Origin of the sequence: Pseudomonas sp. CNPSo 3701, from assembly GCF_028674975.1 — a bacterium.
Classification (GTDB): Bacteria; Pseudomonadota; Gammaproteobacteria; order Pseudomonadales; family Pseudomonadaceae; genus Aquipseudomonas; species Aquipseudomonas straminea.
Genome location: NZ_JAQZSI010000001.1, coordinates 488,705 through 503,005, shown reverse-complemented (window position 1 = coordinate 503,005; position 14,301 = coordinate 488,705). Strand labels below are relative to the sequence as shown.

13 protein-coding genes are annotated in these 14,301 nt (G+C 64.2%); 8 read left to right on the top strand and 5 right to left on the bottom strand.

The features are described 5' to 3' along the window. Nucleotides 1–63 precede the first annotated feature (63 nt). The 5 genes from ahcY (at nucleotide 64) to PVA39_RS02245 (ending at nucleotide 6,886) form a co-directional block, all read left to right on the top strand. Nucleotides 64–1,458 (top strand): adenosylhomocysteinase, encoded by a 1,395-nt coding sequence (gene ahcY, locus PVA39_RS02265; RefSeq protein WP_274122603.1) that lies wholly within the window; start codon nucleotides 64–66, stop codon nucleotides 1,456–1,458. A 56-nt stretch (nucleotides 1,459–1,514) separates the two neighbouring features. Next, nucleotides 1,515–2,357 (top strand): methylenetetrahydrofolate reductase [NAD(P)H], encoded by an 843-nt coding sequence (gene metF / locus PVA39_RS02260; protein WP_274122602.1) that lies wholly within the window; start codon nucleotides 1,515–1,517, stop codon nucleotides 2,355–2,357. Between the two features lie 249 nt (nucleotides 2,358–2,606). After that, entirely contained in the window at nucleotides 2,607–3,980 is a 1,374-nt protein-coding gene (gene ppnN / locus PVA39_RS02255; RefSeq protein ID WP_093500487.1) for a nucleotide 5'-monophosphate nucleosidase PpnN, read from the top strand. A gap of 69 nt (nucleotides 3,981–4,049) precedes the next feature. Continuing rightward, a complete protein-coding gene (locus tag PVA39_RS02250; RefSeq protein ID WP_274122601.1) occupies nucleotides 4,050–4,796 on the top strand; it encodes a siderophore-interacting protein in 747 nt (248 codons plus the stop codon). Between the two features lie 239 nt (nucleotides 4,797–5,035). After that, entirely contained in the window at nucleotides 5,036–6,886 is a 1,851-nt protein-coding gene (locus tag PVA39_RS02245; RefSeq protein WP_178109841.1) for a DEAD/DEAH box helicase, read from the top strand. Nucleotides 6,887–6,981: 95 nt separating this feature from the next. Here the strand turns inward: PVA39_RS02245 and PVA39_RS02240 are convergent, their stop codons facing one another. Both PVA39_RS02240 and PVA39_RS02235 read right to left on the bottom strand, forming a co-directional pair. Next, complete coding sequence (locus tag PVA39_RS02240; protein WP_274122600.1) at nucleotides 6,982–7,560, bottom strand: YceI family protein; 579 nt, start codon at nucleotides 7,558–7,560, stop codon at nucleotides 6,982–6,984. 62 nt (nucleotides 7,561–7,622) lie between these two features. Continuing rightward, complete coding sequence (locus PVA39_RS02235) at nucleotides 7,623–8,168, bottom strand: cytochrome b (RefSeq protein WP_274122599.1); 546 nt, start codon at nucleotides 8,166–8,168, stop codon at nucleotides 7,623–7,625. A 265-nt stretch (nucleotides 8,169–8,433) separates the two neighbouring features. Between PVA39_RS02235 and PVA39_RS02230 the strand changes: the two genes are divergently transcribed. Continuing rightward, complete coding sequence (locus PVA39_RS02230; protein ID WP_274122598.1) at nucleotides 8,434–9,837, top strand: adenosylmethionine--8-amino-7-oxononanoate transaminase; 1,404 nt, start codon at nucleotides 8,434–8,436, stop codon at nucleotides 9,835–9,837. Nucleotides 9,838–9,882: 45 nt separating this feature from the next. Here PVA39_RS02230 and PVA39_RS02225 read toward each other — a convergent pair whose 3' ends face one another. Then, nucleotides 9,883–11,193, bottom strand: a complete 1,311-nt coding sequence (locus PVA39_RS02225) for an OprD family porin (protein WP_274122597.1) — start codon at nucleotides 11,191–11,193, stop codon at nucleotides 9,883–9,885. Between the two features lie 384 nt (nucleotides 11,194–11,577). Here PVA39_RS02225 and PVA39_RS02220 point away from each other — a divergent pair, with 384 nt between their 5' ends. Both PVA39_RS02220 and PVA39_RS02215 read left to right on the top strand, forming a co-directional pair. Beyond that, the gene (locus tag PVA39_RS02220) at nucleotides 11,578–12,297 is read left to right on the top strand and encodes a 16S rRNA (uracil(1498)-N(3))-methyltransferase (RefSeq protein ID WP_274122596.1); all 720 of its coding nucleotides are present in this window, start codon (nucleotides 11,578–11,580) and stop codon (nucleotides 12,295–12,297) included. Between the two features lie 126 nt (nucleotides 12,298–12,423). Beyond that, a complete protein-coding gene (locus PVA39_RS02215; RefSeq protein WP_274122595.1) occupies nucleotides 12,424–12,945 on the top strand; it encodes a cytochrome b in 522 nt (173 codons plus the stop codon). Nucleotides 12,946–12,979: 34 nt separating this feature from the next. Here PVA39_RS02215 and PVA39_RS02210 read toward each other — a convergent pair whose 3' ends face one another. Both PVA39_RS02210 and PVA39_RS02205 read right to left on the bottom strand, forming a co-directional pair. After that, nucleotides 12,980–13,507, bottom strand: a complete 528-nt coding sequence (locus PVA39_RS02210) for a ferritin-like domain-containing protein (RefSeq protein WP_147175431.1) — start codon at nucleotides 13,505–13,507, stop codon at nucleotides 12,980–12,982. 313 nt (nucleotides 13,508–13,820) lie between these two features. Continuing rightward, entirely contained in the window at nucleotides 13,821–14,291 is a 471-nt protein-coding gene (locus tag PVA39_RS02205) for a chemotaxis protein CheW (RefSeq protein ID WP_274122593.1), read from the bottom strand. Nucleotides 14,292–14,301 lie beyond the last annotated feature (10 nt).

The following is a 14,301-nucleotide window of genomic DNA, read 5'->3' as shown; positions in this document are numbered from 1 at the left end:
CGTCATCCGACGCTGGCAAGGTTGCACCTGTCGACAGCAGACAACCTAACGGAGAGTTACTGCATGAGCGCTGCTTTCAACGACTACAAGGTCGCCGACATTTCCCTGGCCGACTGGGGCCGCCGCGAGCTGATCATCGCCGAATCCGAGATGCCGGCACTGATGGGCCTGCGCCGCAAGTACGCCGCCAGCCAGCCGCTCAAGGGCGCCAAGATCCTCGGCTGCATCCACATGACCATCCAGACCGGCGTGCTGATCGAGACGCTGACCGCCCTGGGCGCCGAAGTGCGCTGGTCGTCCTGCAACATCTTCTCCACCCAGGATCAGGCCGCTGCCGCCATCGCCGCCGCCGGCATCCCGGTATTCGCCTGGAAAGGCGAGACCGAGCAGGAGTACGAGTGGTGCATCGAGCAGACCATCCTCAAGGACGGCCAGCCGTGGGACGCCAACATGGTGCTGGACGACGGCGGTGACCTGACCGAGATCCTGCACAAGAAATACCCGCAGATGCTCGAGCGCATCCACGGCGTGACCGAGGAGACCACCACCGGCGTGCACCGCCTGCTCGACATGCTCAAGGCCGGCACCCTGAAAGTCCCGGCGATCAACGTCAACGACGCGGTCACCAAGAGCAAGAACGACAACAAGTACGGCTGCCGTCACAGCCTCAACGACGCCATCAAGCGCGGCACCGACCACCTGCTGTCGGGCAAGCAGGCGCTGGTCATCGGCTACGGCGACGTGGGCAAGGGCTCGGCCGCTTCGCTGCGCCAGGAAGGCATGATCGTCAAGGTTTCCGAGATCGACCCGATCTGCGCCATGCAGGCCTGCATGGACGGCTTCGAGCTGGTTTCGCCGTACATCGACGGCCGTAACGACGGCACCGACGCCTGCATCGACAAGGCGCTGCTGGGCAAGATCGACCTGATCGTCACCACCACCGGCAACGCCAACGTCTGCGACGCCGGCATGCTCAAGGCCCTGAAGAAGCGCGCCGTGGTCTGCAACATCGGTCACTTCGACAACGAGATCGACACCGCCTTCATGCGCAAGAACTGGGCATGGGAAGAGGTCAAGCCGCAGGTGCACAAGATCCACCGCACCGGCGCCGGCAGCTTCGACGCCGCCAACGACGACTACCTGATCCTGCTGGCCGAAGGCCGCTTGGTGAACCTGGGCAACGCCACTGGCCACCCGAGCCGCATCATGGACGGCTCGTTCGCCAACCAGGTACTGGCGCAGATCTTCCTGTTCGAGCAGAAGTTCGCTGACCTCTCCGCCGAGAAGAAAGCCGAGCGCCTGACCGTCGAAGTGCTGCCCAAGAAGCTGGACGAAGAAGTCGCCCTGGAGATGGTCAAGGGCTTCGGTGGCGTCGTCACCCAGCTGACCAAGCAGCAGGCCGACTACATCGGCGTCGACGCCTCCGGCCCGTTCAAGCCGGACAGCTACCGCTACTGATAGGCGGTACGCGGCGCGGGCCCGAGGTCCGCGCCGCGTAGCCCGAAGGAATCGCCATGCCTCAGAAACGCCCCAACGTCAGCTTCGAGTTCTTCCCGACGAAGACCGATGCCGGACACGAGAAACTGCTGAATACCGCGCGAGAGCTGGCCGGCTACAACCCGGACTTCTTCTCCTGCACCTACGGCGCCGGTGGCTCCACCCGCGACCGCACCCTCAATACCGTGCTGCAGCTCGACAGCGAAGTGAAGGTGCCGACGGCGCCGCACCTGTCGTGCGTTGGCGACAGCAAGGCCGAACTGGTCGAGCTGCTCAACCTGTACAAGAGCAAGGGCATCAACCGCATCGTCGCCCTGCGCGGTGACCTGCCGTCGGGCATGGGCATGTCCAGCGGTGAGCTGCGCCACGCCAACGACCTGGTCGAGCTGATTCGCGCGGAAACCGGTGATCACTTCCATATCGAAGTGGCGGCCTATCCGGAGATGCATCCCCAGGCCCGCAATTTCGAGGACGATATCGCCAACTTCGTGCGCAAGGCCAAGGCCGGCGCCGACAGCGCGATCACCCAGTACTTCTTCAACGCCGATTGCTACTTCTACTTCGTCGAGCGCGTTCGCAAGCTGGGCGTAGATATCCCGGTGATCCCGGGCATCATGCCGATCACCAACTACAGCAAGCTGGCGCGCTTCTCCGACGCCTGCGGCGCCGAGCTGCCACGCTGGGTTCGCAAGCAACTGGAAGCCTACGGCGACGATACCCAGAGCATCCAGCGCTTCGGCGAAGAGATGATCACCGGCCTGTGCGAACGCCTGATCGAAGGTGGTGCACCCGGCCTGCATTTCTACACCCTCAACCAGGCCGCCCCGAGCCTGGCGGTGTGGAAGAACCTGCAGGGCTGATACCGGCCTCGGAGGCCGCGAAAGACCGAACTTTCGCGGCCTTTTTCTTTCCTAACAGGCGACGAAATCCAGTGCACCAGCCAGTTGCATGGGCCTGTCAGCCGCGTACCCGTTGACCCGAAGCCCCCTGCTGGTCGACAGTACAGGCGCCCGGATGCCCCAACAGGGGGCATGACTGCCGGGACGAATTCATCAATGCGCGATCAGCCAGGATCGGCTCGAGTTGTCGCGCTACCACGGGATGCCTGCATGCTCACTCGCCAGAAAATCAACGCCTCGGTGTCGCCGAAAGGCAGCCTGGAAACCCTCTCCCAGCGTGAAGTCCAGCAACTGCGCGAGACCGGCTCGGGCAGCGTCTACGCGCTGTTTCGCCAGTGCGCCCTGGCGATCCTCAACACCGGCTCGCACAGCGACAACGCCAAGACCATCCTCGAGGCCTACCCGGACTTCGAAGTGAAGATCCACCAGCAGGACCGCGGCATCCGCCTGGAACTGATCAACGCCCCGGCCGACGCCTTCGTCGATGGCGAGATGATCGCCAGCACCCGCGAGATGCTGTTCAGCGCCCTGCGCGACATCGTCTACACCCAGAGCGAACTGGAGAACAAGCGGGTCGACGTGGACAGCTCCAGCGGCCTCACCGACTACGTGTTCCACCTGCTGCGCAACGCCCGCACCCTGCGCGCCGGCGCTGAGCCGAAGATGGTGGTGTGCTGGGGCGGGCACTCGATCAGCACCGAGGAATACAAGTACACCAAGAAGGTCGGCCACGAACTGGGCCTGCGTGCCCTGGACGTATGCACCGGCTGCGGCCCGGGCGTGATGAAGGGGCCGATGAAGGGCGCCACCATCTCCCATGCCAAGCAGCGCATCGTCGGCGCCCGCTACCTGGGCCTGACCGAGCCGGGCATCATCGCCGCCGAGGCGCCGAACCCGATCGTCAACGAACTGGTGATCCTGCCGGACATCGAAAAGCGCCTGGAGGCCTTCGTGCGCCTCGGCCACGGCATCATCATCTTCCCGGGCGGCGCCGGCACGGCGGAGGAATTCCTCTACCTTCTGGGCATCCTCATGCACCCGGACAACGCCGAGCTGCCCTTCCCGCTGGTGCTCACCGGCCCGAAGAGCGCCGAGCCCTACCTGCAGCAGCTGCACGACTTCATCGGCGCCACCCTGGGCCGTGAAGCGCAGAACCGCTACGTGCTGATCCCCAATGACCCGGCTGCCGTGGCCCGCCATATGGCGGCCGGTATCAAGGCGGTCAAGCAGTTCCGCCGCGAGCGTAACGACGCCTTCCACTTCAACTGGCTGCTGAAGATCGACGAGAGCTTCCAACACCCGTTCGAGCCAACCCATGAAGCCATGGCGGGCCTCAACCTGACTCGCGAGCAGCCAACCCACGAACTGGCCGCCAACCTGCGCCGCGCCTTCTCCGGCATCGTCGCCGGCAACGTCAAGGCCCATGGTATCCAGCTGATCGAGGAGCACGGCCCCTACGAGCTGCGCGGCGACAAGAGCATCATGCAGCCGCTGGATCGTCTGCTGCAGGCGTTCGTAGAGCAGCACCGCATGAAGCTGCCCGGCGGCTCGGCTTACGTGCCCTGCTATCGCGTCGTCAGCTAAACCATCGAAGGTGAGGGGTCAGCGCCCTTCGCCGCTTGGCTCAAACAGCCGCCTACACAGGAGTATCCGATGGCACGTCCGACTCCCCGCACCCTTCAGGTCATCGCCTCCACCCAGGTCACCCCGCACATGCTGCGCGTGACCTTGGGAGGCGGTGAGATCGACAGCTTTCCGGCGGATCAGGAAAGCGCCTACATCAAGCTGATGTTTACCGCCCCCGGCAGCGACAAGAACCTGGTACGCACCTACACCGTGCGCCAGCAGCGTGCCGACCAGTTCGACGTCGACTTCGTGCTGCACGAGGATGCCGGCCCGGCCTCGCAATGGGCCATGGCCGCCAGGCCTGGCGACAGCATCCTCGTCGGCGGGCCGGGGCCGAAGAAGCTGGTCGACAACAGCGCCGACTGGTTTCTGGTGATCGGCGACATGACCGCCCTGCCGGCGATCAGCGTGAACCTTGAACAGCTGCCCGCCGATGCCCGTGGCCATGCGGTGATCGAAGTGATCGACGCCCAGGACATTCAGCCGCTGCGCCATCCCGCTGGCGTCGAGCTGCACTGGCTGGTCAACCCGCATCCGGGCCAGAACCCGCAGCTGCTGGTCGACCACGTGCGCCAGCTCGCCTGGCTGCCGGGCCGCCCGAGCATCTGGGCAGCCTGTGAGTTCAGCGGCATGCGTGCACTGCGCCAGCACTTTCGTGAGGAGCGGCAGGTCGACCGCAAGGACCTGTACATCTCCAGTTACTGGAAGCTGGGCAGCAGCGAAGATCAGCACAAAACCGTAAAACGCGAGGACGCCGAGGCGCAGGGCGAGTGATCGCCAAGGCCATCGGCCAATCGCTGTAACCCCCGAGTGACAAGGGATAGCGCGACACCGATTGGCGGCAAGTTGTGCCCAACCCCGCCAATCCTGTTACACTCGGGCCTTCCCGCCAGGCTTGCGCCCGGATGCTGCCCCCAGTGGCCAGCAGTACCGGACGGGATTGCACGCCCCACGTGCGATTCAAGCCAGGCACTACACCTATAGGGCCACGCCCTCACCAGACAGGATTGCACATGTCCTTTGCCTCCCTCGGTCTCTCCGAGGCTTTGGTCCGCGCGGTCGAAGCCGCCGGCTACACCCAGCCCACTCCGGTGCAACAGCGGGCCATCCCCGCCGCGTTGCAAGGTCGCGACCTGATGGTGGCGGCCCAGACGGGTACAGGTAAGACAGGCGGCTTCGCCCTGCCGATCCTCGAGCGGCTGTTCCCCAACGGCCATCCGGATCGCGAACAGCGCCACGGCCCGAAACAGCCCCGCGTGCTGGTGCTCACCCCCACCCGCGAACTGGCTGCCCAGGTGCATGACAGCTTCAAGCTGTATGCCCGCGATCTGAAATTCGTCAGCGCCTGCATTTTCGGCGGTGTTGGCATGAACCCGCAGGTGCAGGCCCTGGCCAAGGGCGTCGACGTTCTGGTCGCCTGCCCGGGCCGCCTGCTCGACCTGGCCGGGCAAGGCAGCGTCGATCTGTCCCACGTGGAAATCCTCGTGCTGGACGAAGCCGACCGCATGCTCGACATGGGCTTCATCCACGATGTGAAGAAAGTCCTCGCCCGCCTGCCGGCCAAGCGTCAGAACCTGCTGTTCTCGGCGACCTTCTCCAAGGACATCACCGACCTCGCCAGCAAGCTGCTGCACGACCCCGAGCGCATCGAGGTAACGCCGCCGAACACCACGGTCGAGCGCATCGAACAGCGCGTGTTCCGCCTGCAGGCCAGCCACAAGCGCGCCCTGCTCGCTCACCTGGTCACCGCCGGTGCCTGGGAACAGGTGCTGGTGTTCACCCGCACCAAGCACGGCGCCAACCGCCTGGCCGAGTACCTGGAAAAACACGGCCTGACCGCTGCCGCGATTCACGGCAACAAGAGTCAGAATGCCCGTACCAAGGCCCTGGCCGACTTCAAGGCCAACAAGGTGCGCATCCTGGTCGCCACGGACATCGCCGCCCGCGGCCTGGACATCGACCAGCTGCCCCACGTGGTCAACTTCGAGTTGCCCAACGTCGAGGAAGACTACGTGCACCGTATCGGCCGTACCGGTCGTGCCGGCCGTAGCGGCGAAGCCATCTCCCTGGTCGCGCCGGACGAGGAAAAGCTGCTCAAGAGCATAGAGCGCATGACCAAGCAGAAGATCCCGGACGGCGATCTGATGGGCTTCGATGCCAGCAAGGTCGAGGCCGAGCGCCCGGAAGTACGCGAGCCGCAGAAGCCGCGCCAGCCGCGCGGTGCCAAGGCCGAAGGCGAGCGCCAGAATGGCGGCCGTCGCGACAAGGGCAAGGATGGCGGCAAGGCGAAGAGCCAGCCCCAGGCCAAAGCCAAGCCGGCCCGCGGCCAGCAGCCGCGCAGCCAGGCACGCCCAGCACCGGCTGCAGGCGCTCCCGCCCTGCCACCGGATCGCGCGCCGGATGAATTCCGCGACGACGATATCGACAACTTCGGCAACCGTGTCGACTACGTACCGACCCAGAACAAGCCCCAAGGCCGTGGCCGTCGCCAGGGCGGCGGCCAGAATGCTGGCGGCGCCGGTCAGGCACCGCGCGGTCAGGGCAAGGGCCCACGCACCGGCGGTGGCGGCAGCGCCAATGGCGGCGGCAAACGTCAGGGCCAGGGTCAAGGCGGCGGTCGTGGCCGTGGCGGCGACAACCGCAGCCGTGGTGCGCGTGACAACGTCGTCACGTCGCTGAACCGCGACGAGCTGCCACGCCGTGAAGGCCCGCGTCGCGACGCCCCCGAGAAGCAGCCGATCATCATGCACAAGGCGTCGCGCAGCGACCGTCTGCCGACCGCCGAACAGCTCGATCAGTTGCCGAGCAGCCGCCCGCGTGGCGAGAAGCCCGCTCTGCTGACCCGCAACCGCGACAGCGAGTGACGGCCTCTTGAATACCGGGGCTTGCGGCCCCGGTATTCAAAAGCTCCACAAAAAAAACGCCGGCTCAGAGCCGGCGTTTTTTTCTAACGTAAGACTTACTTGCGCACACCTTCTACGGAGATGATCAGCTCGACTTCCTGCGAAGCCGGGCCCAGATCCTTCTCGATGTTGAAGTCCTTCAATTTCAGCTTGGTGCTGCCCTCGAAGCCGGCACGGTAACCACCCCATGGGTCCTTGCCTTCGCCGATGAACTTGGCGGCGATCACTACCGGCTTGGTCACGCCGTTGAGGGTCAGGTCGCCAGTGATGTCGGCAGCGCCCTGGCCGGTCGACTTGACCGACGTGGACTTGAAGGTCGCGGTCGGGTTCTTGCTGACGTTGAGGAAATCGGCACTACGGATGTGCTTGTCGCGCTCGGCGTGGTTGGTGTCGACGCTTTCGGTCTTCAGGGTTACGTCGACCTTGCTGGCCTCGGGGTTCTTCTCGTCGAAGCTGAAGGAGCCGTCGAAATCCTTGAAGGTGCCGTACAGCCAGCTGTAGCCCAGGTGGCTGATCTTAAAATTGACGAAGGCGTGCTGGCCTTGCTTGTCGATGGCGTAGTCGGCAGCCATTGCCTGGCCAGCGCCCAGCAGAGCGGTACCCAGCGCCAGTGCAGCGAAAGTCTTCTTCAACATGGGAACTCCTTGTGAGATGAAAATGGATGGCGCTGCAGAGCAACGCCGAAACCGCAGGAAGATCAGCGCCCGAAGATACGCAGCAAGGTGCGATCACGGTCGATGAAGTGGTGCTTCAACGCAGCCAGGCCATGCAGGACCGCAAAGATCACGATAGCCCAGGCCAGGTATTCATGAATCAGGCCGGCGACATCCCCCTGATTGGGAATGCTGGTCACGCTCGCCGGCACCTCGAACCAGCCGAACACGCTGATGCCCCGGCCATCGGCGGTGGAGATCAGGTAGCCGGAAGTCATCAGTACGAACAGCCCCAGATACAGGAAGCCATGCCCCAGCTTGCTGGCCACTCGCGTCAGCCGACCATGCTCCGGCAGCGCCGGCGGCGGCGGGCTGACCAGGCGCCACGCCAGGCGCGCCAGCATGACGATGAACAGCAGGATGCCGATGCTCTTGTGGATATTCGGCGCCGTCTGGTACCAGCTGCTGTAGTAGCTCAGCCCGACCATCCAGAAGCCGAGGGCGAACAACCCGAATACCGCGATGGCCACCAGCCAATGCAGGGAAACGCTGATGAGACCGTAACGGAACGTAGAATTACGCCACTGCATGGCCTGCTTCCAGAAGTTGAGTTGGACAGAGATTAGCAACAAACCTATCGATTAATAGCAGAAATTGTTGCTGTGAAAGATCGAGAAAGGCGATGGCTGAGCACCATCACCAGAAGCCAAGGAGCTTAGTCCCTGACGCATCCGAGCCGTTCAACGCCTCGCACCCAAACGGTCGCTTTCAGCGGATCGACGGTGGCGGACGGCGGAAAACGGAGGGCGCGCGCATCTGATAGGCTTGCCCGCTGACAATTGGGAGAGCGGCTCGATGAGTAACCAACACTGGATGCAGCGTGACCTGGACGTCCTCTGGCACCCCTGTACACAGATGAAGGACCACGAGCGCCTGCCGCTGATTCCGATCCGTCGCGGCGAAGGCGTGTGGCTGGAGGACTTCGAAGGCAAGCGCTATCTGGATGCTGTCAGTTCCTGGTGGGTCAATGTATTCGGCCACGCCAACCCGCGTATCGGCGAGCGCATCAAAGAGCAGGTCGATCAGCTCGAGCACGTGATGCTGGCCGGCTTCAGTCACCAGCCGGTGGTGGAACTGTCCGAGCGGCTGGTGCAGATCACGCCGCCGGGGCTGAGCCGGGTGTTCTACGCCGACAACGGTTCCTCGGGCATCGAGGTGGCGCTGAAAATGAGCTTTCACTATTGGCTCAACAGCGGTCAGCCTGCCAAGAAACGCTTCGTGACTCTGACCAACAGCTACCACGGCGAAACCGTGGCGGCGATGTCGGTGGGCGACGTGGCGCTGTTCACCGACACCTACAAGGCGCTGTTGCTCGACACCCTCAAGGTGCCGAGCCCGGACTGCTACCTGCGCCCAAAGGGCGTGAGCTGGGAAGACCACTCACGGACGATGTTCGCCGCCATGGAGCAGACGCTCGCCGAACACCACCACGAAGTGGCGGCGGTGATCGTCGAGCCCTTGATCCAGGGCGCCGGCGGCATGCGCATGTACCACCCGATCTACCTCAAGCTGCTGCGCGAGGCTTGCGACCGCTACGGCGTGCACCTGATCCATGACGAGATCGCCGTCGGTTTCGGCCGCACCGGCACGATGTTCGCCTGCGAGCAGGCCGGCATCACGCCGGACTTCCTGGTGCTGTCCAAGGCGCTCACCGGCGGCTATCTGCCGATGGCTGCGGTGCTGACCACCGATGAGGTCTACGCCGCGTTCTACGACGAGTACGCCACCCTGCGCGCCTTCCTGCATTCGCACACCTACACCGGCAACCCGCTGGCCTGCGCCGCCGCCCTGGCGACCCTGGATATCTTCGAGGAGGACGGCGTGATCGAGGCCAACAAGCGGCTCGCCGCGCGCATGGCCAGCGCGACCGCACACCTGGTCGATCACCCCCACGTCGCCGAAGTGCGCCAGACCGGCATGGCCCTGGCCATCGAAATGGTGCAGGACAAGGCTGGCAAGGTCGCCTATCCCTGGCAGGAACGCCGTGGCCTCAAGGTGTACCAGCACGCCCTGACCCGCGGCGCCCTGCTGCGGCCGCTGGGCAGCGTGGTGTACTTCCTGCCGCCCTACGTGATCAGCGAGGAGCAGATCGACTTTCTCGCTGACGTGGCAAGCGAAGGCATCGACCTGGCCACCCGCACTTCGGTCAGCGTGCCGGTTGGCGACACCCGCTATCCGGGCTTCCGCGATCCGGGCTGACGGCACCGGCAGGTGGGCACGCCCCCACCTGCCGTCATGCCGTGCTCAGAGCACGCTCAGCGGGTACTCGACGATGAAACGCACCTGATCGGAATCCACATCCGAGGTTCCGGATATACGGTGCGTGGCCTGGCGCAGGCGGAACTTGAGGTCCTTGGCCGCGCCGCTCTGCACCACGTATTGCACGTTCACATCGCGCTCCCAGTGCTTCTCGTTGTCGGCGTAATAGGCGTAGGGGCTGGATGCGTCCATCTTGCTGCCATCGACGTTGTCGCCACGGATGTACGAGACGTAGAACGACAGCCCCGGCACCCCATAGCTGGCCAGGTCCATGGCGTAGGTAGCGCGCCAGGAGCGCTCGCCCGGGCCGTTGAAATCCACCAGTTGCGACGAGTTGGCCAGGTAGATGGAGTCTTGCGCACCGCCGCCGCCGAGCGTCAGGTAGTCGAACGGCTGATCGCCATGCACCCGTTGGTGGGCGATGGTGAAGGTATGCGCGCCGATCGAGTAGGCAGTGGCCAGCGACCAGGCGGTGACATCGATGTCGCCGGCGACCGACTTGCCCTCATCCAGCGTCCGATAGATGTTGAAATCGAAGTTCAGCGCCTGCTGGTCATCGATTGCCAGGTTGTAGATGGCGTTGCCGTAGTACTGACGCCACAGGTCTTCATAGCGCGAGGCATAGGCACTGAAACTCAAGGCATCGCTGGCCACCCAATTGGCCCCGACATAATCGACACTGCCACCTTCGGCTCCTGGCGCGTAGGTGCTGTAGAAGCCATCGCGGCTACCGGCCTGGTTGAAATCCTTGGACGAAGTGAAATGGCCTGCGTCGATGGTCAGATCATCGATCTCGGTGCTGGTCAGCTGGAAACCGGTCGCGGTGGCCGGCACCAGTCGGGCGTCGGCAACCGCGATCACCGGGTTGTAGGGCCGCAGCTGGCCATACTTGAGTTCCGAATTGGAAATACGCATTTTCACGGCACCACCGAGGGTGCCGAACTCGTCGTCAGCCTGGCTGGTGGACGAGTCCACCGGCAGCAACCCGGAGCCCGATCGTCCTCGCCCGCTGTCCAGCTTGATGCCCATGTAGGCATTGAGATCGACGCCGAAACCGACGACGCCCTGGGTATAACCCGAGCTGTATTCGAGGTGAAAACCCTGGCCCCATTCGCGATTGTCCTGGGCTCCGCTCGCATGGCGATCCATATGCCAGTACACGTTGCGAGTCAGCAGATTCAGCGTGCTGTCTTCGAGAAAACCCCTGGATTCGGCCTGGTTCGCCTGAGCGGTGGAAATGGCCAGAAGACTGGCGCTCAGCGCCATCAACGATAATCCGGTACGTTGCACGATCATTATTATTCCCTATGCGTGGAATGTAGCGGCGGATAGTCCGCCCTTGGAACAGGATGGGCTGCAGCGCCCACGCCGCTGCACGACAACAGGTTTCCCCTGCCTGACGTGCGTTCGCGTGAGCCACACACCCCTTGGTCAGCCCTGCCGTGTTGAAGCGCCCCGGGAATGCGGCCCGGGGGCAAGGCCGTTCTTTTTTTACCCTATGGCCAATGGACGCATCGTCGCAACCCTCGAGGCCGGAAAACGGCGCTCCTGTAAACCGATCGCGAGCGACTCACGCCAATCACCGCGTGGCCTGCAGCAGCGCTGCGGTCATCGACGGCCTGCAGAAAAACGACCATCCGGTTATGCTTGCCCACCCTCAGCCCGTATCCGTCACCGACCATGCGCCTTTCCCGCTTCTTCATCGACGCCCCCCTTTCCCTCGGCCAACACGAACTACCCGAGGCCCAGGCCCACTACATCGGCCGGGTGCTGCGGCACGCTGCGGGCGACGCGGTGCAGCTGTTCGATGGCAGCGGCCAGGAGTTTCTCGGCGAGCTGGTCGAGGTGGGCAAGAAGACGGTGCGCGTCGAGCTGCGCGAGCAGTTCGCCGGGCAGGCCGAGTCGCCCCTGCACATCCACCTGGGCCAGGGTCTGTCCCGTGGCGAGCGCATGGACTGGGCGATCCAGAAGGCCACCGAGCTGGGCGCCCAGGTGATCAGCCCGATCATCAGCGCGCGCTGCGAAGTACGCCTGAAGGATGAGCGCACCGACAAACGCATGGCCCACTGGCGTCAGGTGGCGATCAGCGCCTGCGAGCAATGCGGACGCTCGGTGATTCCGCTGATCCATCCGCCCATCACGTTGACCGACTGGTTGCAGCAAACCCGGGCGGATCTCAAGCTGGTGCTGCACCCCGTTGCCGAGCCGCTGAGCAGCCATGCCAAACCCGCGTCGCTGGCCTTTCTGATCGGCCCCGAGGGCGGCCTGACCGATGCCGAAGTCGAGCAGGCGCAAGGCACCGGCTTCCACGCCGCGCGTCTGGGGCCGCGCGTACTGCGCACCGAAACCGCGCCGGTGGCGGGCCTGGCGCTAGCCCAGCACTTGTGGGGCGATTTCTAGGAACCGGTTCAAAGCCCACTCTGTCGGTGTGGAGACAGCTCATCGCGCAAAGCCGCAAGAAACCTGTGGCCAATTGGCTATCATCAGCAGACGGCCCGTGTGAGACGGGCATGATGAGAACCCACCATGAATGACCGCTATTCCAGCACCCAGATCACGCTGCACTGGCTCAGCGCCCTGCTGGTCATCTGCACCCTGTCGCTGCCTTATGCCCAGGATCTGGTTGCCGATCTGCTCGGCGGCACTGGCGGGGTGTTCACCCTGCACAAATCCCTGGGCCTGACCATTCTGCTGCTGACCGTGCTGCGCCTGCTGGTGCGTGCTCGGCAAGGCACACCGCGGTTGTTGGCCGACCACGCACGCTGGCAGCGCACCGCGGCGAAACTGGGCCATGGCGTCCTTTATGCGCTGTTGCTGGCGATGCCCCTGAGCGGCCTGCTGTTCGGCAAGCGGCCGGTGGAAATGTTCTGGTTGGTGACCATCGATCCGTTGCCGGTTTCCGATGCAACCCGCGCCCTGGCCCGCCAGTTTCATCTGACGGCCAAGTACCTGCTGTTCGCCTTGATTCTGGGCCACGCCTGCATGGCGCTCTGGCACCACTATGGGCTGCGCGACGGCGTGCTGCGAGCGATGCTGCCGCGCCGCTGATCGCCGGGGCGTTGAACGCGCCCCGGCCAACGCCTTAGAGATCGTCGAGGATATCGGCCATGTCGTCGGCGTGCTCTTCTTCCTGGGCGAGGATGTCTTCGAAGATGCGTCGCGTGGTCGGATCATCGTTGCCGAGGAAGGCAATGATCTCGCGATAGCTGTCGATGGCGATGCGCTCGGCCACCAGATTCTCGGTCACCATCTCCTTGAGCGAGCTGCCCGCGACATACTCGGCGTGGGAGCGCGCGGTCAGCGTCGCCGGGTTGAAATCCGGCTCGCCGCCAAGCTGGGTGATGCGCTCGGCCAACTTGTCGGAGTGTTCCAGCTCCTGCTGGGCATGTTCGAGAAACTCGGCCGCCGCCACGCTGGCCTTGAGGCCGCTGGCCATATGGTAGTGGCGCTTATAGCGCAGGTAGCAGACCAGCTCGGTGGCCAGCGACTCGTTGAGCAGGCGCAGCACGGTTTCACGGTCGGCCGTGTAGCCCTCGGTGATCGCTCCGGATTCGAGATGCTGGCGGGCACGCTGGCGCAGAATGCTGATATCGGTAAGAGGGGTGCTCATGGCTTTTCTCCATCGGCTTACGGTTGAGTGCGCCCGCTCTGCTGGCCGGCGTCACTCGTGTGTGAGTCGCTGCGAAGAAGAAAAGTTTGACCTGTTTCTGAGTGTTACTGCTGTTTCGTCTGTGGCCTAGAACCTGTTCAAAGTCAGCTGCGCGTCGGCAATGCGGCGTTAAAGACAGGCTGGATTGCCAGCCCAGTCGGACTGCTCATTTACAGATAGTAAAGTCGAGCGCGACTCCGACCGGTCCTCGCCTGTTTTTGCGGGGCCGCCTAGGCCTTGCTTTGCTCTAGCTCGCGAGACTTTGAACAGACTCTTAGATCAGCTCGGCATCGGCGAGCAGTTGCTCGAGACCTTCGAGATCGGGGATGCGCAGCACGGCGTCATCCACCTTCACCGCCGCCAGCTCCAGCGGCGCCAGTTCGGCATCGGCACATGGCAGATCCTCCGTCACTCGCAGGGAGCGTGGAATTCCTTGCACCAGCAGAGCAATGAATTTGACGTTGGCTCGCCCGCCCAGGGCGTTGAGGATGGCGATCCGCGCGCCGCTGCCGACCACCGGCTGCCCGCCACTGGCGGCCTCGAAGCTCAACAACGGCAGGCTCAGATCGCGCCAGGCCACCTGACCGAGAAACCAGTCCGGCATACCGGCCATGGCCGGTGGCGCGCGATAGGGAATCAGCTCGGCCACCGCCACGTTGGGCAGCAGCAGCGTGCGATCGGCCAGCGGCACGACCAGACCGGTCAGGCTGCTGACGCTGTTCTGGGTAGCGACGGCTTGGCTCATGAAAACATCC